We start from the raw sequence: 20036 nt of genomic DNA, 5'->3' as shown, positions 1-20036 counted from the left end.
ATCCTCGCAAAATAGTGTACCTTGGACTTAAATTGAAGTGTACTCAATTGAAATAGGTCATATTAGAGAAGGTTAGAAGTTACCTACCCAAAACCCTTATCTCCCACTCAAGTTCAATGTTAAATTTATCTTTTACTGCATCTTTTACTCTGTTGCCAAGGTTTTCTAAGTCAAGTGCAGTTGCATTATTGTAATTGAGTAGAAAATTACAATGTTTCTTAGAAATTTTAGCTACACCATTATCTAATCCTCGGCAGCCAGATTCATCAATCAGTTTCCATGCCTTGCAGCCTATTGGATTTTTGAATATACAACCAGCAGTTTTTCCTCTTACTGGTTGGCTTTTATTTTTTTTATCAATAACTTCTTTCAATCTTTGAAATATAAGCTCATACTCTGAACTTACTCCTTTAAATTCAGCTTCAATAAAAATCCAATTTCCTTTTAAGCTATGTCCACGATAAAAATATCCCATTTCTTCACTGGAAAATTCATATAAATTTCCATCTTCTAGATTCACTGCCCTTATAAACTTTACAACACTCGCAATATCACTACCATATGCACCTGCATTCATCTCTATCCCACCGCCAACTGTTCCTGGAATTCCAGCAAGAAACTCAAGCCCACTAATTTGCTGTTCCCCGGCAAAGTACGCAAGGTTACTAAGCAGTGCAGCACCACCTGCAACTATGGAGCTATTATCTTTACATTTAATATACGCAAATTCCTTACCTAATTTCACCGTTATTCCTCGAATGCCACTATCTTGCACTATTATGTTAGATGTTGCACCGATAATGCTAATTGGTAACTCAGTATCTTTTATCAAGCACATTAGATCTTCAACGTCACGTGGCTTAAATAGTACATCAGCTTGGCCACCAACATTTAACCAAGTCATTTTAGACATTGAAACATTATAACGGTAGATTCCACATACTTTAGGTAAGCTTATAAGCATTTTGATTTTAACTCTAATCCTGCATCCATACCCATTTTTTCTGCATCTTCTACAAACGAAGTGCGTTCAGTAAAGTATATAACTCTCTCGCCCGCTAACATACAATAAAGATGTAGCATGTTTTCACTCACATATTCTGCTAAAGCTGCAAGCGGTGTAAAGCATGAACCATTTACTGTCTTCATGAAACTGCGCTCTGATTTTGCCCTTATAAAAGACATATTATTATTAATTTTCTCTAAAAGATCGATAACTTTTATATCATTCTTTCGGCATTGAATGCAAATTGCCCCCTGCCCTACTGCGCTTAACATGACTTTTGGTGGCAATACCTCTGTAATTAAGTGATATTTTTTTAATCTTATCAGCCCTGCTTCAGCTAAAATCATTCCATCAAAATTCTGATTTTGCAGTCTAGTTGTCACATTTCCACGCAGTGGCACTACATTTAAGTCTGGCCTGAGATTTAACAGCTGAACTTTTCTTCTTATTGAAGAAGTTGCAATTGTAGCCTGCTGTGGCAAAGTTTTTAGGCTCTTATATTTATGAGAAATAAATACATCACATGGACTTAGCCTCTCTAAAACACAAGGAATTGTTAAGTCCTTCGAGAAAAACGCAGGTACATCTTTTAGCGAATGAACCGCCATATCTATATTATTTTTGAGTAATTCAGCCTCAATCTCCCTGAGGAACAGTCCTTTACCTCCTATTTCAGCAAGGGTTACATTAGCATATTTATCACCAGAAGTTTTGATTTTAATGATCTCAACGGATAGATTAGGAAAAGACTCTAATAATCTTTGTTTTGCTTCCAAAGCTTGGATGATCGCAAGGTCGCTTCCTCTCGTACCTATTTTAACTAGCATATATCCTTCATATTATATGTCTATATTCTATGTCCATTTTTTATTATCTCCAGTTTAGTTATTGAATACTTTATAATTAGTGCATAGTATCACGAACATTTAGTAATCGACGAGTATGTATGTTTGATATTTTAAAAGATTCTTATGGCAAATTTAATAAAAAAAATGTTTTACCTCTTGTATGTACTACTGTCGCTGGTACCATAACAGCATTTATGCTAAAATAGCTACAGCATTTATCTTTGTAATATATATCAGAATTAAGGATTTAAACTTGATTTTAAATGTTTAATACTATCTATTTGGGTTACTCGCAAGGTATTCTTTATAAAATCATTAGCTTGGTCTTCACTCATAACAACCGCATGCTCTTTTTCCTTACTGATATAGTTATACTCTTTTAAGTCTAAGATTTCTTTCATCCGGTCGAAGTCATCTTTATGACGAAAGGATATGTTAGCACCAAGAATCTTTTTTTGTTCATTGTGTTCAATAGTAATACTTGGCTTATGACCATAATTAGCTCCAATTATTTTCCTTATTAAATGCTCAATTACCATCTTTGCTATCTTAGAATTTTTGTTAATTGAATACTCAATTGCTACCTCTGAATCTTCGTCTTTTAGAATAAGGGATGGTTCATAATTTCTAAAAAAAATTCCCTGCCATTGCCGTTTATTAAGAGAGAGTTTCTTTCTATACTGCTCATTATACTTTTTTACTTTAGAAAAATATCTTTCATATTCAGTAAGTCCATCTTTTCCTCTGATCTCCATTCTACTCAAGAATTTCTCTACAGACTCTTGTTTAGCTGAAATTTTACGTATAAGAGGAATATTTTTCATCATTCTACTTAAACTGCTAAGGCAAACTACTTTTGCATCATTTGAAAACAGATTTTTGAATCTCTTCACTACACTATATAAGTTTGCTGGTGTTGGTGTATAATGTCCACTATTGTTATCTACGTATGTTATCTTGCCATTAACTACTTTTATTAAACCAGAGCATAATATTGCTTTACCACCTACAAGTGTTGAGTGACGATAAGATTCTTTTACACCTTTTTCAGCTTTTATATGTTCATGAACCACTAGCTTGCCATCCAGTGTTAATACATAAGCCACACATCCCTCTTCTTCTTTACTGTGCTTATTACTTGTATCATATAGCCTACCTTTTGAATCATAAAATTTAGAATCTCCATTTTGGTTGATAATATCCAAGGTATGCTCCTTTTGCTCTTTTGAAGTAAAATATTTAACGATGGCTCCAGTAGCTGGGTCTTTTCTCTTCTCAGTTCCAACTTCAGAAAAGAAGTGACGATTAAAACCAAATTTGTCTCGTATCCACTGTAAAATTCTGCTTATAATGTCAAAAGATTTTCTATTACCCAAGTTAATCGAAAGCTGCTCTTCTTTTGGTACTATTTGATGATCAGATCTTGTACCAACTTTACCAAACTCTGTTGCAGCATGTTTAAGCTTTTTTCTTAAATATTCTTTGCGTTCTTGTGACATCAGCATACTTAACTTCATTAACCTTTAATCTTGATTGTATATTAAATAATACATTAATTTAGTTAAAAAGTCAACCAAATGTGATTAGCTATAAATCATCATTTTGTTTTGTAGCAGGTTTTAAAGATAAGCCTTGTCATTCATAGTGTACTCTGTATTTTTATTTAAACATCAATATAAAGAGAGTGATATAGTAGTTATGGTCTGCAGTGAGGTGATGAAGAAAATAGTATTTCTGAAATACAGATCTGGCCTGAGATTTAGCAGCTAAACTTTTCTTGTTATTGAATAAGTTGCAATTGTAGTTTGCTCTGGTAAAACCTTAAAGCTACTATATTGTATGTCTATATTCTATGTCCATTTTTTATTATCTCCAATTTAGTTATTGAACATTTTACAATTAGCCCTTAGTATCACGAACATTTAGTAATCGAGGAGTATGTATGTTTGATATTTTAAAAGATTCTTATGGCAAATTTAATAAAAAAAATGTTTTACCCCTTTTCAGTGCCACTGTAACTATAGTAGTTTCGAAAATGAATGATAAATTTTCATTACGAGATTACCCCCTAAAAGCTGCGAGTTTGTATGTTAGTGCACTATCATTTATTTTAGAAAACACTATAGTATTATAATATTATTAAGTGCAACAGTAGTAATTCCAAAGTTTTTCTCTCATCCTTCTCTATCTAGTCCTCTCGGTTGGAAAGATCCAAGTTATAGTGAATTTCTTGCTACTCACATACCAGCTACCATAGTTACTTTCTCAATACTTGGTTTATGCATTTACCTTCCGATTGATAGCATTAGAAAAAACAAACAAATAGAGAATCTTAAAGCTAATTCTCAACCTAATTCATACATTTATAACACTTTAGTAAATGATGTTTCAGAAGAGCAAAGTATAGTATAAAGTACAATCAATTATAGATTAAGGCTTTAGAATCTTTTCATTCAGGTGCTTGTGATTAGCAACTATTCAGTTTACAATGCACCTAATATAGTTTAAATTTATGCCAAACAAGCTCATAATTAAATCTCTTTCAGTATTGCTAATTTTTTTGCTATCTTTATATATAATACTGCCAAACTTCTTTGATAATAAGTTTCTCACCTCAAAAAAGAGGATAAATCTAGGGCTCGACCTGAAAGGTGGATCATCTCTGCTTCTAAATGTAGACTTAGATTTTTACTTCAAAGAGAAACTAAGCATGCTAACCGATGAAATAAAAGAAGGTCTGTTAACACAAAAGATTGAATTTAGCGCAAAAAACGATAAACAAGTGGTTGTAACTTTAAATAATATTGATGATTACAAAAAAGTTTCAACGTTAATACATAAAATAAACCCAAATTTAGAATTGAGTAGAAAAAATACTGCAATTTTCATTTCATATAAACCGCATTATAAGAATTCATTAATCAATGAAGTAGTTTCAGAGTCAATAGTTAATGTTCAAAGACGCTTAGATAAGCTTGGTACTAAGGAAGTAAGTGTGCAAAAACAAGGACAAAATAAGATATTAGTCCAAGTTCCTGGAGTAGAAGACACTCAGCAGATAAAATCTCTGCTTGGCAAAACAGCCAAGCTGGCCTTCCATTTGGCAAACACCAATGTAGCTAAAATGCAAGATATCGATCATGACACTACGATTATGCTCAAGGATTCTTTGGGTAATTCCTACCCGATATTCCGCAAAACTGAAATAGGCGGTGATTCATTAGTTAACGCATCAGTTAGATTTGGCAATTTAGGTAAACCAACAGTACATTTCAAATTCGACAGCATAGCAAGCAAAAAATTTGCAAAAATTACTAAAGAAAATGTAGGAAAGCCTTTTGCAATTGTTTTAGATAACACAGTCTTAACTGTACCAACAATACGTGAACCTATTCTAAATGGAGAGGGAGAAATTAGCGGTAATTTCACTGAAAAACAAGCGAGTGAACTTGCAATACTTTTAAAATCAGGTGCACTACCTGCACCACTTAAAATAATTGAAGAAAAAAACATTGGTCCAAGCCTTGGAGAAGAGTCAATAAAAGCAGGAGAAATTGCAGCAATAATCTCTATCATAGCCGTTGGTTTATCTATAATCATTACTTACGGCAAATTAGGCTTGTTAGCGTCTGTTGCACTCGTTTTTAATGTAATCTCTATACTACTCATTCTTACCTTACTTGAAGCAACTCTTACTCTCCCTGGAATTGCTGGCATTGCTCTAACTGTTGGCATGTCGGTAGATGCAAATGTTTTAATATTTGAACGCATTCGCGAAGAAATAAGAGCAGGAAAAAGAACGGTTCGTGCAATTGAAGAAGGATTTAAAAACGCAATAAAAACAATCCTTGATTCAAACCTCACTACACTAATTGCTTCAGGAATAATGTTCATTATTGGTAGCGGAGCAATTAGAGGATTTTCTATCACTTTATCGATAGGAGTTTTATGCTCGATGTTTTCTGCAATTATAGTCACAAAACTTCTGATAGAATTGTGCATCAACCCACAAAAGCTAGTACTTTAGTATCTGTTCAGAAGAGTGACAAAATAAGATAGACGAGAAAAGACAACTAAATGGTTGTCATGCAAGTAGCTATCCAGTCTTTTCGTCGTCAAAAACGTTGTAACATGCTTACCAACTTAGTGTTTAATCTGGATTCCAGTGTGTCACCCCAGCGCCCAAACACTGAAATGGCTTTGTTGCATCACTAACTATGAAAGGCCAACTATACAAGCAACGTATTGAAAATCTTATTTTTTGCAATCAATCTGATCAAATTTAAGAATAGTAATTTATTGTTTGTATTAGTAAATTTAATTCTACTTAAAATAGCTAAAGCATTGAAATTCGTGAATTTTATCTGGGTTCTGTGAACAAAATATGCTGTGAGAAAATAAAGTAAAGAAAAAGTAGGAGAAATAAGGAAAAAGAGACCGTGAATAATATAGAGAAACTACCAATGGAATATTACATAGAAAAAAGAAAATGGGAACAAACTTTTGAGTTCTTAAAGGGAGTCAAAAAAGGACAGAGAAAATTTTGAAATGAACGTTAAGACTGCCACGATTTAAGAAAAATGTCAAGACGATGGGCATTTTCCAATAGTATAGTATTTTCTAAAATGGATGATAAAGTTCCATTATGGCATTACCAACCAAAAGTTGTAAGTCTGTATATTTATACATTAGAGGTCTGAGACGGCTTTTGATGTTATGCCAACAGTGTTCTATGGGATTCAAATCTGGTGAATATGTTGGAAGATAGAGCAAATGACAGCCAAAAGATTCTATTAATGACCTTGTTGTAGGAGTCTTATGAAATGTAGCATTATCCATAACTATGGTTGTACCAGGTTGTAACTGTGGAAGTAATATCTGCTCTAACCATGCATTAAATACTTCTTTGTTACACCCTCCAGTAAAAGTTATTGGTGCAATAAATCTCTTTCCAATCCACCCGGCTACTATACTGATTCTCTCTCGTTTTCTTCCTGGAATATCTTCATAAATTTTCTTTCCTCTTGGAGCGCGCCCATACTCTCGGTATAATCTATTGTCAACTCCTGCTTCATCTATATATAAGGTGCTAGAATGGTCTATTTTTGAGATTTTATCGGTAAATTGCTGTCTATCTTCTTGATTGCGCTCTTGATATAGTGTGACTTTTTTTTAAAGTAATTCTTAGCTGTTTTAGTCTATACCAAATTGAATGTATTCCAAATCCAAGATTTCGTTTCATCTCTGCCAGAGTATGATCTGGATTCTTTGTAACATATTCTTTGAGTATTTTTGGGTCTATTTTTCGAATAAAGCTGCCGTTTTTAGATGGCTTTAGGCTTTCACCAGCAGCTTTCTTTTTTAACCAGCGGTACAGAGTTGCTATTCCTATCTCCATAAGCTCTGCTACCTCAATCTTCGTCTTCCCTTTTTCTATCATCAATACTGCCTTTTCCCTTAAATCCACACTATATGCCATTATAACTTAAATACCTTATTATATCTTTATCATTTACTTTAGGAAATACTATAGTTGATGAAGAGAGAGGTAAATTACAGGAAATTTTATAAAAAAACCTCTGATCAAGAAATAGATAAATATAAGTGTAGAGTAGTGGTAAATCATCTGATTAGGAATAATGTAAAATCGTCTGATATAGAGGTAACAAGTGTGAGTAATGGAATAGTGATTAGAGGCAAGAGCAAAACAGGTGTTTAAAAAATATATTTAGTGTTTCTGTAGGTGGAGAGGAAGGAGGGCTGTATAATTTGTTTTAACTTTCGTGAAAACTGTATTGAGAAATAACCATATCAATATTAATATATTAATATTGATATGTTAAAATTATATTAGTTTTTTAATTAAGGAGAATATTATGTTAGGAAATTTACAGAGTGAAAAAATAGGAGTAGATTTACAACAAAAGTTGGATGTACAGTATGTGAGCGCATGGCATCGCAATTGCCTCAACAACTGTGAAAAAAATTCATGGACTGTGCCCGGTGAGGCACTATGCAAACTCAAGTGTGATTTACAGGCTTCCCCATCTGATTCACAAAAGTCAGCATCTATTGATGTAAGTGATACATTAAGAGGTATTGGAGACAATTTCCATGCTCTCGCAGATTCATTTTCTGTTCTGTAGCAGATACAGTAAAAAGCGTGAGGCTTCTCTTGTTTTCCGGAATTTTCAATAAAGAATTGTATTGACATATTATGGTAGGTTAAGTATATACGAGCTTGCTGATGCTCGGAAGAAATGACACAGACTAAGTATAGTATTGCAAGACATTATTAGTAATAGGGATCAGCAGCTGGCTACTGGATTGTATTTCTATTACTCTTCGTCATCAAAAATCAAGAAGGCTCTGCAACTTGATAACTCTATTCTTTTATTGACGTAGATGACTCCGAAAAATTGCGAAGCTGAAGTGCTAATGCTATATCCCTTAAAGAATAAAACCTATGTTATACTAGAAATAATGTGCGGAAAAGGGGGGATTCGAACCCCCGACATATTTTCATATGTGCACGCTTTCCAAGCGTGTGCTTTAGACCGCTCAGCCACCTTTCCATACTTATTCATAATATTAAAAATTATGCTGCTAAACAACTAGTATATATGGTTCGCCACGGAAATTCACAGTATTGTTAAACTTGTTTTTGCACGTTAAAAACGCTTTATCACAACCTGCAAGTATCGAATATTTATCTCCGGTAGAAATTTGATATGGAGGAGAAGCAAATAATGTAACTACTTTATTTTTGTATTCTTTAACTACAACTTCAAATGTTGCTGAACTAAACACTCCGTGCTTATAATATCCATCGCTTTCGATTAAATTAGTGTCTTCAAATCTTCTTTCATCTATCACTTTAGTAATTGTGCTCATTCTACTAAACTTTTTAGCATCAGCTTTACATCTATCATCGCAAAATTGTGCCCTGCATACAGGAGAATATAGCTCTGTTATGCTTCTCTCAAGCTTTGTCGCAAGACCTCTAATTTCAGCGATAAACCTCCCACTATTTAATGTTACTTTACCAAAAGTTCCTGCATGCAAATTCATAATTCCCTGACTCAAATCTTTATAATTCACAAGAAATATTTCAATATTTGCAAAGTCATACCTTCCTGATAAAACATCTTTTTCTTTAATATCGGTACTATTTAATATTCCTTCAATTTCTAGATTATCAGTTCTCAAATCGCTATTTAATATTATGCTACTAGCTGTAAACCCACTTGAAGATTTATAGAGTATATTATTGACATTTAAATCTTCGTCATAGTCGGTAAATCCCATTACTTTCCCACCTACAAGTGTTAATTTCCAGCAAGTAGCGATGGTAAGTAATTCTCCAGCTAAATGGTTTTTTAATTTGGTTTGCATAGTTGCCTCTTATAAATAATGGCATACCTGCATTTAGCTACACTTGTTTTTTCAAATCTCTATAAAAATTTTCGTGTGGAGCAAATGCAAGAAGTGTTAATATGTTATTTTGTTCGTTGTGAATATAGGCTAATAATGTCAGTTGATTAAAAATAGAGAATTTATACACGCGAACACCTGCAAGATCGCCTGACTTTAGCTCTCCAATATATGGGTTACCTTGAATTTGTTTGATGGCTTCTTCAAGTTTGGGTAGTTGATTATTGTGCAGCTTCTTCATTGACCGCTTAAAAGTGTTGGTGAGAAGAATCTTCAAAATTTTGTGGACTTATACTCCTCAACATTACCTGACTTGATATCCTCAATGCCTGAAAGGATTTCTTTGATAATATTATAGCTTAGCTCAGGGTTATCTTCAACAATCTGACCAATCTTAGCCCAATGCTCGATTTGTTGCGGTACAGAACGATTTTGCAATACGGAATGAGACTGCACTATCTTCTCAAATTCCCCATCAAGATTTACTGTTATACTCATTAGATTATTACTTCCTAGTTTTAGCTATTATATCATATATTGGAAATTTTTTCAACATTTTGAAAGTGCATAGTGAAAACACACACCACATTCAAGCTGTGGTGTGTATTGTTAAATAACTAGAAAGAAAACTTCACACCAGTGAGGAGAAGAATTCCTTGGTTAGAAGGTACATCAGTACCTTTTTGGTCTTTCAGCGCACCTTGTTCATCAGTCATAAAATAATGTAAGGCTGCATAAGGAACAAACTTGCTCTTATTGCAAGAAGATAGATCATACTGAACACCAAGTGCAATATCATGAAGCATATCTTTATCATTCATTGTACTGCCAAAGTATGTCAAGCTTGTATAGATATTATCATATTGATAACCAGCACCTGCAGTCCAATACATGGTATTGTTATCATTAAATTGCTTTAAGCCATTTTTTCTAGCAATATCAGTAGTCTCTTTATATTCTTTTGAAGCAAGGTCGAGTTCCTTGATACTCTTAGGTTGACCAGATTTGCCTAAATATGCAAAAGAAGCAGCGAATTTTACACTTTGATCTTCATCAATCTTATAATCAGCGCTTGCACCCAAATTAATGCCTGCCAGATTATTGTATTCTATGAACTCATTATAAAGGTGCTTATCTTTACTCGGTTGCTTTGAAAACCCATATTCACCAACTACGGAAGTTTTAACTTTTACATTATGTTTACTAAAGTCATATTCATATGATGCACCAGCGCTTACTATATGCTGGTAATCTGGCCCAACATGTCTTAACATTTCCTCATTCTTTACCTCTGTTACCTTATTACTTGAATCTTTGAGTAAATCTGGAACTATTTCTTTTACAACGGATAAACCACTATCGTAGCGAGGTGAGTAGCTAATACCAAATCTTGCACCCATATAATTTGGTGAGTAGTAAGCAGCTCTAAATGGCAATGTGGTCATAACCTCTTTGTTGTATTTTCCTGCCATACGGAAGGAGAGTTTTTCGCTCTCGCTCGAGAAGCTTTCAGTGTAAAGACGTGGTGTTACGTAAAATGGGAAGTTTGCAGCACTTCCTTCTAAGTTTACTTTTCTGAACCAGTCACTATCTGCAGCTCCATCAACAGTTGCAATTCTTGTTGCATCAAGTCTCATCAGAGACTCAGGACCAAACTGATAGCCAAGTTTCAGATCACCATATTTTGAATTCAAAAACACATGTGCACTTCTACCTCTTGCAGCATTCACGCCTTGTGAAGCTCCTTTACCTTCAGTAACTGGAACATGGAATTGTACATCGGCACCATAACGAAGACCAATATCCTCATTTTTATTTTCAGCTCTTAAGTGCAATATTGCATCTGAAATCATGCCCATGTTTTCACTGTAATCACCAATATTCCCTATCCCTTTAGGAAATATTGGATTTGCTCCTTTTATACTATCTGGAGTATTGTTAAAATAATCTGTAGATTTACCTGGCATAACATTATAATGGTTATAGCCACTTAGCCCATGGTTACCATAACCTTGAGAATCAACAACGCCACCGAAAGTTATTCTTAAACCATCCCCTTGATTGGTATTGATAATATCAACCCCACCAACTGAAACAACAGGACTTGCCTTACCTTTTTCCTCTGTATTGCTGTTAACAACCTTTACATCCTTTTTTATATCTTTAGCTTCAATTTTAGCATTCTTAGTTTTAGAACCCTTAATTTTTGACTTTTCTACATTAGAATTTTTAGTGCTTAGAGCTTTCACCTTTGAATCCTCTATAAGCTTTGCTTTTTTCTCTTTTGCTAGCCTAATTTCATCTTTTTTCTTTTGTTTTGCTACTAATTTTAACTCTTCTTTTTTCTTCTTTTGTTCAGCTGCTAATTTTAACTCCTCTTTTTTCTTCTGCTCAGCTGCTAATCTTAGTTCTTCTTTTTTCTTAAGCTCCTCGGCTTTTTTTCTTGGATCAGCATTACATATCCTGTCCATTTTTTCTTTTAGTTTCTTATTTGACGTCTTCATCACTTCCATCTTTCCAGAAGTTTTGATTGACTCGTTACTCTCTTGCTTTTTTACTTCCTTCATACTCTCGTCAGAAAAGTCAGCAGCAAAGCCACTGAAAGAACATAAAGTCAATAGAGAAGCTAGAGCAGTTCTAGTATAAATAGATTTTTTCATGAAGTGCCCCCAAAAAATTTTAAAATCATAACATAAATAGTATAAAGGTGTTGAAAATCCAACTTAAAGCAACCTTATAGCGAAAATAAAAGTAAAATGCAATACTTTAAAAGCAACTTTCTTAATACGCTCAACGTGTATATTAACCAAAATTTAGTACAGAGGTTTGCTTGTTAGTGTATTATAACTCTATACTTATTCTATGGAAGTAAAATTTACTCAAAGTAAAAGCATAAAAAGATTAAATTATTAATATAAATTGTTGACAATAATATTAATTTGTATTACAGTTGGTAGATTATTGTTTTATTTTTGACAGATTGGGGTACTTATGGATTTTAGTTTTTTACGCAATTGGTTTAGCACTACAGGTGCTGCTACAGGCTCAGAGCCAGGTAATACTGAACAGCCAGACTCTATCTCAGTAGATGATGGCAAATACGAGATGAAAGAATATGACGATGAATTTGAGATCATTGAAGATTATGAATTTATAAATCGTGCTGATCCAAATGAGCCATGTTCTTTACCTTCTGATACCAATTCTCATTGTTGTGGAGTCAAATAGGAAACAGAGCAGAGTTGTTTAATTGTAGAAGTAGCAAGAGAGGTAAGAAATTTGCATAAAGTGCTCTCAAGCAAAGCAATAGTACTGTATATTTTATTGCGCAAAATGTTCTGTTTTATATATAACCAAAGCCTCTCAACAGGATTAAGTTCAGGTGAATATGGAGGTAGGTATATAATCTCAATGTTTTTAGGTACCTTTAAATTTTTTGACTTATGCCAACTAGCACAGTCCATAACAAGAACAGCTTCTCTTGTCCCTAGATATTGCAACATTTGCTCAAGAAATATATTCATGCAATCAGTGTTAACATTTGGTGCAAATAAGCTAAAACTCTCTCCATTTTTAGGATTAACTGCACTGTAGAGATAAAAATTATGCCTACCTAACTTTATTTTAACCCGAGTTCTAGTACCTTTTTTAAACCATCCATGCCCAACTTTCGAATGTGTGCCAAACCTTGATTCATCAAAGAAAAATAGCTCTTTTTCAGGATACTTTCCAATAACTTCATTGAGATTTTTTTTTGAATTCCTCTTGTTTACTTTTATCTTGTACGTTGTGTACTGGTCTTGGTGTAATATATGAAAATTTCATCTTTTGCATATGGCGGTGTACTGTAGATTTGCTAATATTTAAGTCGAACTTTTCCTGTATTCTTATTCTCATTTCTTTAATGGTAATATTAGGGTTTTCTTCTATCCATGCTTCAATTTGCTGTAGTTGAGCCTGATTTAATTTAGTTTTTCTTCGGCGTGATCGAGGAGCAAACAGTTTTTCTTCTCTGCCAAATTTCAAGAGTTTTATCCACGAAGTTAGTGCCTTTCTTGAAATGCAATATATTTTTGCTACAGACGTTATACTGTACTTTTTTGCTGCAATTACAGCGTTTAGTTTTTTTGAAACATATGCATTATTCCTTACTTTCTTCAGCATCTCTTTTGCTGATTTTACTACTTCTTCATCCAATAATTTTGATCTGAGTGCCATTTATACCTAAACTATTTCACTTATTTCATTATGGCTTTTCTTCCATTATTGTCTATCTGTTTCCCGTGTAACGGGAATTGGTATGACTATAAAATAGATGAAAGTATTGTAAAAATTGCAGGATTTGATAGAGAGAAATTATTAGAAATGGGTAATTTCTGCAAGATAAGCTATGGCGATGATGATGGTAAATTAAGTAAAAAAAGATGTAACAACCTAGCTCAAAGAGCGTACAAAACTGAATTTGAAATTGTAGAAGATTTTGAAATTGTTCCATCTACTGAAAAAATGTATAAAACTAGAGCTGAACTCATCAGCGAAGGTTATGAAATTATTCCATTTGGTAATAGCTTTGAGAAAGATGCTGGTCACGTTTTTATAAAAGGTAAAGAAATAACAATAGCTTACCATGGCACTCGTCTGAGCCAGAGTTTTAATGATGGAATTACTGATATAAATGTACTTTTTGCTACTTCGGAATTTTTACCTGAAGGTGGAAGAATTCATTGTGGTTTCTATAATTCATTTATGGATTCATGGCCTAATCTGTATGGCATTTTGAAATCTCATGCTGAAAAACAGGGATCAGAAATCAAGGATTTTAAAATTAATCTCACAGGTCACAGTATGGGAGGAGCTATTGCTAATACCAATTCTCATTGTTGTGGAGTCAAATAGGAAACAGAGCAGAGTTGTTTAATTGTAGAAGTAGCAAGAGAGGTAAGAAATTTGCATAAAGTGCTCTCAAGCAAAGCAATAGTACTGTATATTTTATTGCGCAAAATGTTCTGTTTTATATATAACCAAAGCCTCTCAACAGGATTAAGTTCAGGTGAATATGGAGGTAGGTATATAATCTCAATGTTTTTAGGTACCTTTAAATTTTTTGACTTATGCCAACTAGCACAGTCCATAACAAGAACAGCTTCTCTTGTCCCTAGATATTGCAACATTTGCTCAAGAAATATATTCATGCAATCAGTGTTAACATTTGGTGCAAATAAGCTAAAACTCTCTCCATTTTTAGGATTAACTGCACTGTAGAGATAAAAATTATGCCTACCTAACTTTATTTTAACCCGAGTTCTAGTACCTTTTTTAAACCATCCATGCCCAACTTTCGAATGTGTGCCAAACCTTGATTCATCAAAGAAAAATAGCTCTTTTTCAGGATACTTTCCAATAACTTCATTGAGATTTTTTTTTGAATTCCTCTTGTTTACTTTTATCTTGTACGTTGTGTACTGGTCTTGGTGTAATATATGAAAATTTCATCTTTTGCATATGGCGGTGTACTGTAGATTTGCTAATATTTAAGTCGAACTTTTCCTGTATTCTTATTCTCATTTCTTTAATGGTAATATTAGGGTTTTCTTCTATCCATGCTTCAATTTGCTGTAGTTGAGCCTGATTTAATTTAGTTTTTCTTCGGCGTGATCGAGGAGCAAACAGTTTTTCTTCTCTGCCAAATTTCAAGAGTTTTATCCACGAAGTTAGTGCCTTTCTTGAAATGCAATATATTTTTGCTACAGACGTTATACTGTACTTTTTTGCTGCAATTACAGCGTTTAGTTTTTTTGAAACATATGCATTATTCCTTACTTTCTTCAGCATCTCTTTTGCTGATTTTACTACTTCTTCATCCAATAATTTTGATCTGAGTGCCATTTATACCTAAACTATTTCACTTATTTCATTATGGCTTTTCTTCCATTATTGTCTATCTGTTTCCCGTGTAACGGGAATTGGTATAAGATAGCTGCTTTATGCCTCAATAAAACAGAAGGAGCTGAAGATGTTCATGTTGCAACTTTTGGTGATCCACGAGTTTTTGATCTTACTGCTAGTGAATTTTATAATGATGTTCTTCAAGAAAAAACCATTAGAGTAACTCAACATAGACAAGACCCAGTACCAGCGGTATCACCTGGTATTTGTGGTTATGCTCATGTAGGTGCACAATTGAGAATATCAGTACCTGAAGGATATTTTGTTCATCAAATAGATGGTTATCATGAAGCCATTAAAATAATGGATGAAAAGGATTTCCGATCGAACAATAACGTTTCTCTCTTTTATTACCCTTCGAGAATATTAAGTCGAATTAACTGTGCAGTTTTAGGTAATGCTCAATATTATGCTGCTAATTTAGGTAATTATATTCTTGGTGGACAAAATTTTTTCGAGAAAGTAAAAAAGGAATACCAAGATAAAAACTTAGAAAATTTTTCTAAGCTTGAACAAGCAGAAGTTAAGCAAAGGGCACATCAAAATGTCTTTTCTACTACAAGGAGTTTATAACTACTATACAGAGCAATCATTAGATTGCTCTGTAGCATCTATTCATTTAAATTCAATATAAAAATTTTCACCAGAAGTTATTTTCCATTCTTCTTTAAATTTCTTTAGGTGTTCTTTTTTTTCGCATTCTAAAAGCAGTTCTTCTATGCTCTTATTATAGCTTTCTGTAGTAATTCTTCCTTGATGATGCATAAACCTCAAATAAATCAAATAAGTGTTAATCACATCTGTTTCACAATAATCGCGAATCTCTTGTATTTTGCCACTATCATATAAGTCCATAACTTGTGAACCATCAACTCCAATCTTACCGGGAAGATTAAATGCTGCGCAAACTTCGTTCATCTTCATTCTTGCAGAAGCTCCAAAATCAGAGAGAGATTCAAGCAAATCACAATGCCAATCACTACTGTACCTCTGATTGTAACTATTCCACTTATCGCCAGCTTTGTGAAAATATTCTGCTTGAATGCCATGAACCATAGCACGGTACTTCAGTACCGGTATATCAAAAGTGCGTCCATTGAACGAAACTAGTCTTGGCTTTTTCTCTGATATGTAGTTAAAAAATCCCTTTACTAGCTCTTTTTCATTGGAGTTTAATGTGCCTCCAGATCTTATTTCTTGTAGTGTGAACATTTCATAACCGCTCTGGCGTGTTATATTACAAAGTAAAAAACTAATAACTACAACAAGGTGGAGGGGCTGACGCAGAAAAGAGTTTTGCCCGTTTGTTATTTCAAGATGATATTTTGTTAATGCATCCCTCTTTTCTTCTACACTGCTATCATCACTAATATTGAGTAAATTCTTACAGGAATTTACATCTGGTATAGTTTCAATATCAAATACCAACAAAGAATTAAGCATTACTTATATATTCCTCAGGGCGATCAGTCCAAGGTCGCACTTTTACGAACAAAAAGAGATGAACTTTACACTCAAATAACTTTTCCAATTCTGTACGCGCCTCGATATTAATTTTTTTTATGCTACTGCCGTCTTTTCCTAGCACTATTTTCTTATGATTATCTTTCAATACAAATATGATCTGTTTTATGACTAAACTCTTATCTTTTTTTTCCTCAAATTGTTCAGTTATAACAGCTGTAGAGTATGGCAATTCTTCACGTAGGTTCAAGAATAACTTCTCTCTTGTAATTTCTGCTGATAAAAAATCAGCTGAGGAATCGGTTACTTGATCTTTTTCATAGAACCAAGGGCTTATCGGTGCAATTTCAGATAAGTAATTCATCAAATTAGAAAGTCCATCATTCTTCAGTGCCGATATCGTAAAAATTTTTTCAAACTTATAAAGCAAATTTAGGTGCTCATGTGCCATCTTGAGCTCTGATTTCTTTACTAAATCAGTTTTATTGATAACCAAAATGCATCTGCCTTTTGTGCGCTCCAGTCGTGCAAATATCGTTTTTATTCTTTCTATATTTTTTAGGTAATTGTTTACATCAACAAGCAACAAAGTAATGTCACTATCCTTAACTGCTCCCCATGCAGATTTGACTAAAGCTTTTTCAAGATTTGTTTCTGCTGAAAACACTCCTGGAGAGTCAGTAAAAACAATTTGCGCATTGTTGCATATAGCAACACCCCTTACCTGCGTCCTTGTTGTCTGCACTTTAGGGGTGACAATTGCAATTTTCTTGCCTACGATGCTGTTAATTAGCGTTGACTTTCCAGCATTTGGCAAACCAGCTATCGTTACAAATAAGCATTTTTCTTCTTTCACAAAGGAAATTATAAAGAAAACTAAACGTTAACGTCAATTGATTATTTTGCAGGTAGATCGCGCTCTTCCTCTTTTGAAGAAAAACGCTCAACTATAGGTGATATAATATAATCATTCACTTTTTCAGCTATTGGTTCAATAACACAAACTGTTACAAGGCACCCTGCGATTACTGCTATGGGTGCTATCACCGCACCTGCTAAAGCTGCCGATCCCATTCCAAGCATTGCACCCAGGGAAAACAGCAGTTGCAGCTGCAGCAAGACCAACTCCAATTGCAGCACTTGCAAGTGCGAAAATACCAGAATAGATAGGCTCATATTTTTCATCCTTTTGAATATGATCTTTTTTGCAAAATTTGTATAGTAGCTTCCCCGCAAACAGAGCTGTAATCAATGCTGGAACTATAGAACCAACAATCCCACCCATTACCAATGGTGATAGAGTTGTAAAACTGAGCCCTAAGCCTGTAAGTGCTCCTATTGGTGTAGCTATACCTGAGAGAAATAACATTGCTTTAGTATCGTCGTCCATATAATCCTCCTAAATAATAATTTTCTAAAAAGCTTTTAGCTACTTTTAGTATAGCTGAACTAGTTGAATAGGGGAAGGAAATTTTTTATGTTAAAATTAAAGAGCGGGAGAAGGGGTTCGAACCCTCGACCTCAACCTTGGCAAGGTTGCGCTCTACCAACTGAGCCACTCCCGCAATGAAAATTTACTTATTCTTATTATAGATGCATATCATAATTTGTAAACCCTACATACATGAAAATCATGAGAGCCAATTTTCTATGATCTTTTCGTATACTTAAAACTCATTTTTGATTATTGTATGTGTCATAAAACATATTAAATTTATGAGAATATTTATATATAAAGACGACCTGCCAGCCAGTGCAATACCGAATGATATAAAATCTATAGCTGTTGATACAGAGGCAATGGGGCTACTTCATGGTAGAGACAGATTATGCCTTGTGCAGCTCTCTTTTGATGATGGCAACGCTCATTTGATTCAATTTAAAAACGATTATACAGCTCCAAATTTGAGAAAAATATTAGAGGATAAAAATATAACCAAAATATTTCACTTTGCGCGGTTTGATGTAAGTATAATACATTATTATTTAAAAACCTGGGCACTGCCTTGCTATTGCACGAAAATAGCCTCACGTTTAGTTCGCACTTATACAGATAGTCATAGCTTAAAAGAGTTGTGCTTAGAACTACTTGATATAAAATTAAATAAGCAACAACAATCTTCTGATTGGGGAAATGAAAATTTAACAGACAAGCAAAAAAGTTATGCTGCATCTGATGTTTTATATCTCCATAGAATAAAGGAAAAGCTAGATTTAATGCTGGAACGTGAAAATAGAAAAGAATTAGCCGAAAAGTGCTTTGAATTTCTTCCTACTCGTATTGAGCTAGATTCAATGGGTTGGGGAAATGTAGATATTTTTAACCATCAGGTTTTATGCAAAACACCTTGAGTTTGCAAGAATTTAGTTGATTAGCTACTAATTGGTACGCTATATTTTATAAAAATTTAGGTATTTTATGAGTGATGATATTAAAGCGGTAAATGATCAAAATTTCGAATCTGAAGTTGCTAACCACAAAGGATTTGTGCTGGTAGATTTTTGGGCAGAATGGTGCGGGCCATGCAAAACTCTGATGCCACGTATCGAGCAGTTAGCCAAGGATAGAAAAGACAAGATCAAGATCTGCAAGTTCGACATAGATGGAGAAACTGAGGTGCCAAGTAAGTATGGAGTTCAATCTATACCTACTTTAATCATATTTCAAGATGGTAAGGAAATTGCACGCAAAATTGGCGCAATAAATGATTTACACAGTTGGGTTGATAGTGAAATAAGCGAGTAGACAAATTTCCTTTTGCGTGTATTATAAGTGTTAATAAAAGGGATTGTAGCTCAGTCGGTTAGAGCAGTTCGCTCATAACGAATTGGTCGTAGGTTCGAGTCCTACCAATCCCACCACTATCGATACAATTGCAAGGTCTACTTTCTTGGATAAGCTTTTTGCCTTATTAAAGTACTTGGTTGTTAGTGTTTGAAAAATCCATGATATTAGATTCCTTGCATAACTGGAATTCAAAAATTCCAGCGCGGTTTTCTTATTGGATCTCAGCTGGGATGACGCCTGGTTATGAAAGAAATCTATTGTCAAAAAAAATTACTTCCGCGTATTTTGAATCTAATTATAATTGCGATTAAAGATATTTTAAGAGCTCAAATTTGTCTGCAGACTTTCAATTAACTTTTCAATAAAAAACGTAGCGTATCTTTTTCAGTGTATGTAGGTGCACACACATACTTAATTTCTGTCGTATGTGCGCTACCAAATCTTTTTATACAGGAGGATTTTATGTCCAGAATTCCAGATACTTGACCTTTACTTTAGCTAATAAAAATCAATGGGTGCCTATGGTTTTTATAAAGAAAGTGTAGGAAAT

24 protein-coding genes and 3 tRNA genes are annotated in these 20036 nt (G+C 33.8%); 11 read left to right on the top strand and 16 right to left on the bottom strand.

The genetic code is table 11. The features are described from left to right. Positions 1 to 79 precede the first annotated feature (79 nt). The 3 genes from murB to OOK99_RS00625 all read right to left on the bottom strand — a co-directional run bounded on the left by murB (position 80) and on the right by OOK99_RS00625 (position 3353). Positions 80 to 964 (bottom strand): UDP-N-acetylmuramate dehydrogenase, encoded by an 885-nt coding sequence (gene murB / locus OOK99_RS00635; RefSeq protein ID WP_264719868.1) that lies wholly within the window; start codon positions 962 to 964, stop codon positions 80 to 82. After that, positions 955 to 1833 carry a hydroxymethylbilane synthase gene (gene hemC, locus OOK99_RS00630; RefSeq protein ID WP_264683152.1) on the bottom strand — a complete coding sequence of 293 codons (879 nt, stop codon included), beginning with the start codon at positions 1831 to 1833 and terminating at the stop codon, positions 955 to 957. The genes murB and hemC overlap by 10 nt, the downstream gene beginning before the upstream one ends. 260 nt (positions 1834 to 2093) lie before the next feature. Then, positions 2094 to 3353 carry a hypothetical protein gene (locus tag OOK99_RS00625; RefSeq protein WP_264719867.1) on the bottom strand — a complete coding sequence of 420 codons (1260 nt, stop codon included), beginning with the start codon at positions 3351 to 3353 and terminating at the stop codon, positions 2094 to 2096. Between the two features lie 443 nt (positions 3354 to 3796). On the opposite strand from OOK99_RS00625, the gene OOK99_RS00620 reads away from it, so the two are divergent. Together OOK99_RS00620 and secD are read left to right on the top strand one after the other, a co-directional pair. Beyond that, a complete protein-coding gene (locus tag OOK99_RS00620) occupies positions 3797 to 3988 on the top strand; it encodes a hypothetical protein (RefSeq protein WP_264719866.1) in 192 nt (63 codons plus the stop codon). A gap of 378 nt (positions 3989 to 4366) precedes the next feature. Further along, positions 4367 to 5881 (top strand): protein translocase subunit SecD, encoded by a 1515-nt coding sequence (secD, locus tag OOK99_RS00615; protein WP_264719865.1) that lies wholly within the window; start codon positions 4367 to 4369, stop codon positions 5879 to 5881. Positions 5882 to 6474: 593 nt separating this feature from the next. Here the strand turns inward: secD and OOK99_RS07030 are convergent. Beyond that, a complete protein-coding gene (locus tag OOK99_RS07030; RefSeq protein WP_406719359.1) occupies positions 6475 to 6957 on the bottom strand; it encodes an IS630 family transposase in 483 nt (160 codons plus the stop codon). 28 nt (positions 6958 to 6985) lie between these two features. Then, the gene (locus OOK99_RS00610) at positions 6986 to 7333 is read right to left on the bottom strand and encodes a transposase (protein ID WP_264336275.1); all 348 of its coding nucleotides are present in this window, start codon (positions 7331 to 7333) and stop codon (positions 6986 to 6988) included. A gap of 57 nt (positions 7334 to 7390) precedes the next feature. Here OOK99_RS00610 and OOK99_RS00605 point away from each other — a divergent pair, with 57 nt between their 5' ends. Further along, complete coding sequence (locus tag OOK99_RS00605; protein WP_264336274.1) at positions 7391 to 7573, top strand: hypothetical protein; 183 nt, start codon at positions 7391 to 7393, stop codon at positions 7571 to 7573. A gap of 157 nt (positions 7574 to 7730) precedes the next feature. Further along, the gene (locus OOK99_RS00600; protein WP_264719864.1) at positions 7731 to 8000 is read left to right on the top strand and encodes a hypothetical protein; all 270 of its coding nucleotides are present in this window, start codon (positions 7731 to 7733) and stop codon (positions 7998 to 8000) included. Positions 8001 to 8342: 342 nt separating this feature from the next. On the opposite strand, the gene OOK99_RS00595 is transcribed toward OOK99_RS00600, so the two are convergent. From OOK99_RS00595 to OOK99_RS00575, 5 genes are all read right to left on the bottom strand, one after another. Then, positions 8343 to 8429: transfer RNA gene (locus OOK99_RS00595), tRNA-Ser, on the bottom strand. Positions 8430 to 8460: 31 nt separating this feature from the next. After that, positions 8461 to 9249: a DUF2163 domain-containing protein gene (locus tag OOK99_RS00590; RefSeq protein ID WP_264719863.1), complete on the bottom strand. Its 789-nt coding sequence runs from the start codon at positions 9247 to 9249 to the stop codon at positions 8461 to 8463. Between the two features lie 37 nt (positions 9250 to 9286). After that, positions 9287 to 9529, bottom strand: coding sequence for a type II toxin-antitoxin system RelE/ParE family toxin (locus OOK99_RS00585; protein WP_230608979.1), 243 nt, complete (start codon positions 9527 to 9529; stop codon positions 9287 to 9289). A 32-nt stretch (positions 9530 to 9561) separates the two neighbouring features. After that, complete coding sequence (locus OOK99_RS00580; protein ID WP_127463811.1) at positions 9562 to 9786, bottom strand: TA system antitoxin ParD family protein; 225 nt, start codon at positions 9784 to 9786, stop codon at positions 9562 to 9564. Between the two features lie 119 nt (positions 9787 to 9905). After that, positions 9906 to 11948, bottom strand: coding sequence for a WD0745 family porin (locus OOK99_RS00575; RefSeq protein ID WP_264719862.1), 2043 nt, complete (start codon positions 11946 to 11948; stop codon positions 9906 to 9908). Between the two features lie 331 nt (positions 11949 to 12279). Between OOK99_RS00575 and OOK99_RS00570 the strand changes: the two genes are divergently transcribed. Further along, positions 12280 to 12516, top strand: coding sequence for a hypothetical protein (locus OOK99_RS00570; RefSeq protein ID WP_264719861.1), 237 nt, complete (start codon positions 12280 to 12282; stop codon positions 12514 to 12516). Here OOK99_RS00570 and OOK99_RS00565 read toward each other — a convergent pair. Further along, positions 12495 to 13506, bottom strand: a protein-coding gene (locus OOK99_RS00565; RefSeq protein ID WP_264719384.1) for an IS630 family transposase whose coding sequence is annotated in 2 segments (ribosomal slippage) — positions 12495 to 13043 and positions 13045 to 13506 — 1011 coding nt in all. Because the reading frame shifts where the segments join, the coding sequence is not laid out codon by codon here. The genes OOK99_RS00570 and OOK99_RS00565 overlap by 22 nt on opposite strands. Before the next feature lie 30 nt (positions 13507 to 13536). On the opposite strand from OOK99_RS00565, the gene OOK99_RS00560 reads away from it, so the two are divergent. Beyond that, positions 13537 to 14184, top strand: coding sequence for a lipase family protein (locus OOK99_RS00560; RefSeq protein WP_264719860.1), 648 nt, complete (start codon positions 13537 to 13539; stop codon positions 14182 to 14184). On the opposite strand, the gene OOK99_RS00555 is transcribed toward OOK99_RS00560, so the two are convergent. Next, positions 14163 to 15174 (bottom strand): IS630 family transposase gene (locus tag OOK99_RS00555; protein WP_264719384.1). Its coding sequence is split into 2 segments (ribosomal slippage): positions 14163 to 14711 and positions 14713 to 15174, totalling 1011 coding nucleotides; the frame shifts between segments, so codons are not numbered across the junction. The two genes, OOK99_RS00560 and OOK99_RS00555, sit on opposite strands and share 22 nt — an antisense overlap. A gap of 30 nt (positions 15175 to 15204) precedes the next feature. Between OOK99_RS00555 and OOK99_RS00550 the strand changes: the two genes are divergently transcribed. Beyond that, the gene (locus OOK99_RS00550) at positions 15205 to 15807 is read left to right on the top strand and encodes a lipase family protein (protein ID WP_264719859.1); all 603 of its coding nucleotides are present in this window, start codon (positions 15205 to 15207) and stop codon (positions 15805 to 15807) included. 42 nt (positions 15808 to 15849) lie between these two features. Here the strand turns inward: OOK99_RS00550 and OOK99_RS00545 are convergent, their stop codons facing one another. Genes OOK99_RS00545 through OOK99_RS00535 form a run of 3 tightly spaced genes read right to left on the bottom strand, consistent with a single transcriptional unit; the run spans position 15850 to position 17883 of the window. Further along, positions 15850 to 16677 carry a 3'-5' exonuclease gene (locus tag OOK99_RS00545; RefSeq protein WP_063630733.1) on the bottom strand — a complete coding sequence of 276 codons (828 nt, stop codon included), beginning with the start codon at positions 16675 to 16677 and terminating at the stop codon, positions 15850 to 15852. Further along, positions 16670 to 17554 (bottom strand): GTPase Era, encoded by an 885-nt coding sequence (era, locus tag OOK99_RS00540; protein WP_017532191.1) that lies wholly within the window; start codon positions 17552 to 17554, stop codon positions 16670 to 16672. The genes OOK99_RS00545 and era overlap by 8 nt, the downstream gene beginning before the upstream one ends. 41 nt (positions 17555 to 17595) lie before the next feature. Continuing rightward, the gene (locus tag OOK99_RS00535; RefSeq protein WP_264719858.1) at positions 17596 to 17883 is read right to left on the bottom strand and encodes a hypothetical protein; all 288 of its coding nucleotides are present in this window, start codon (positions 17881 to 17883) and stop codon (positions 17596 to 17598) included. A 29-nt stretch (positions 17884 to 17912) separates the two neighbouring features. Between OOK99_RS00535 and OOK99_RS00530 the strand changes: the two genes are divergently transcribed. Then, positions 17913 to 18092: a hypothetical protein gene (locus OOK99_RS00530; RefSeq protein WP_264719857.1), complete on the top strand. Its 180-nt coding sequence runs from the start codon at positions 17913 to 17915 to the stop codon at positions 18090 to 18092. A gap of 98 nt (positions 18093 to 18190) precedes the next feature. Here OOK99_RS00530 and OOK99_RS00525 read toward each other — a convergent pair. Then, positions 18191 to 18263 (bottom strand) — tRNA-Gly (locus OOK99_RS00525). Positions 18264 to 18414: 151 nt separating this feature from the next. On the opposite strand from OOK99_RS00525, the gene OOK99_RS00520 reads away from it, so the two are divergent. From OOK99_RS00520 to OOK99_RS00510, 3 genes are all read left to right on the top strand, one after another. Continuing rightward, positions 18415 to 19050 (top strand): ribonuclease D, encoded by a 636-nt coding sequence (locus OOK99_RS00520; RefSeq protein ID WP_264336266.1) that lies wholly within the window; start codon positions 18415 to 18417, stop codon positions 19048 to 19050. A 67-nt stretch (positions 19051 to 19117) separates the two neighbouring features. Continuing rightward, positions 19118 to 19444 carry a thioredoxin gene (gene trxA, locus OOK99_RS00515; protein ID WP_264336265.1) on the top strand — a complete coding sequence of 109 codons (327 nt, stop codon included), beginning with the start codon at positions 19118 to 19120 and terminating at the stop codon, positions 19442 to 19444. 39 nt (positions 19445 to 19483) lie between these two features. Beyond that, positions 19484 to 19560: transfer RNA gene (locus tag OOK99_RS00510), tRNA-Ile, on the top strand. The last annotated feature ends 476 nt before the right edge of the window (positions 19561 to 20036 follow it).

This window comes from Wolbachia endosymbiont (group B) of Eucosma cana, from assembly GCF_947250645.1.
Taxonomy (GTDB): Bacteria; Pseudomonadota; Alphaproteobacteria; order Rickettsiales; family Anaplasmataceae; genus Wolbachia.
This window is presented reverse-complemented; position numbering and strand designations above follow the sequence as displayed.

What these genes read in the sequence shown, in the direction of transcription:
- OOK99_RS00575 (WP_264719862.1), bottom strand. Translation starts at nt 11,948, where the DNA reads ATGAAAAAATCTATTTATACTAGAACTGCTCTAGCTTCTCTATTGACT.
- OOK99_RS00585 (WP_230608979.1), bottom strand. Translation starts at nt 9,529, where the DNA reads ATGAAGAAGCTGCACAATAATCAACTACCCAAACTTGAAGAAGCCATC.
- OOK99_RS00570 (WP_264719861.1), top strand. Translation starts at nt 12,280, where the DNA reads ATGGATTTTAGTTTTTTACGCAATTGGTTTAGCACTACAGGTGCTGCT.
- OOK99_RS00610 (WP_264336275.1), bottom strand. Translation starts at nt 7,333, where the DNA reads ATGGCATATAGTGTGGATTTAAGGGAAAAGGCAGTATTGATGATAGAA.
- OOK99_RS00545 (WP_063630733.1), bottom strand. Translation starts at nt 16,677, where the DNA reads ATGCTTAATTCTTTGTTGGTATTTGATATTGAAACTATACCAGATGTA.
- trxA (WP_264336265.1), top strand. Translation starts at nt 19,118, where the DNA reads ATGAGTGATGATATTAAAGCGGTAAATGATCAAAATTTCGAATCTGAA.
- hemC (WP_264683152.1), bottom strand. Translation starts at nt 1,833, where the DNA reads ATGCTAGTTAAAATAGGTACGAGAGGAAGCGACCTTGCGATCATCCAA.
- OOK99_RS00625 (WP_264719867.1), bottom strand. Translation starts at nt 3,353, where the DNA reads ATGTCACAAGAACGCAAAGAATATTTAAGAAAAAAGCTTAAACATGCT.
- OOK99_RS00520 (WP_264336266.1), top strand. Translation starts at nt 18,415, where the DNA reads ATGAGAATATTTATATATAAAGACGACCTGCCAGCCAGTGCAATACCG.
- OOK99_RS00605 (WP_264336274.1), top strand. Translation starts at nt 7,391, where the DNA reads ATGAAGAGAGAGGTAAATTACAGGAAATTTTATAAAAAAACCTCTGAT.
- secD (WP_264719865.1), top strand. Translation starts at nt 4,367, where the DNA reads ATGCCAAACAAGCTCATAATTAAATCTCTTTCAGTATTGCTAATTTTT.
- murB (WP_264719868.1), bottom strand. Translation starts at nt 964, where the DNA reads ATGCTTATAAGCTTACCTAAAGTATGTGGAATCTACCGTTATAATGTT.
- OOK99_RS00550 (WP_264719859.1), top strand. Translation starts at nt 15,205, where the DNA reads ATGGCTTTTCTTCCATTATTGTCTATCTGTTTCCCGTGTAACGGGAAT.
- OOK99_RS00580 (WP_127463811.1), bottom strand. Translation starts at nt 9,786, where the DNA reads ATGAGTATAACAGTAAATCTTGATGGGGAATTTGAGAAGATAGTGCAG.
- OOK99_RS00535 (WP_264719858.1), bottom strand. Translation starts at nt 17,883, where the DNA reads ATGAAAAATATGAGCCTATCTATTCTGGTATTTTCGCACTTGCAAGTG.
- OOK99_RS00620 (WP_264719866.1), top strand. Translation starts at nt 3,797, where the DNA reads ATGTTTGATATTTTAAAAGATTCTTATGGCAAATTTAATAAAAAAAAT.
- OOK99_RS00560 (WP_264719860.1), top strand. Translation starts at nt 13,537, where the DNA reads ATGGCTTTTCTTCCATTATTGTCTATCTGTTTCCCGTGTAACGGGAAT.
- OOK99_RS00600 (WP_264719864.1), top strand. Translation starts at nt 7,731, where the DNA reads ATGTTAGGAAATTTACAGAGTGAAAAAATAGGAGTAGATTTACAACAA.
- OOK99_RS00590 (WP_264719863.1), bottom strand. Translation starts at nt 9,249, where the DNA reads ATGCAAACCAAATTAAAAAACCATTTAGCTGGAGAATTACTTACCATC.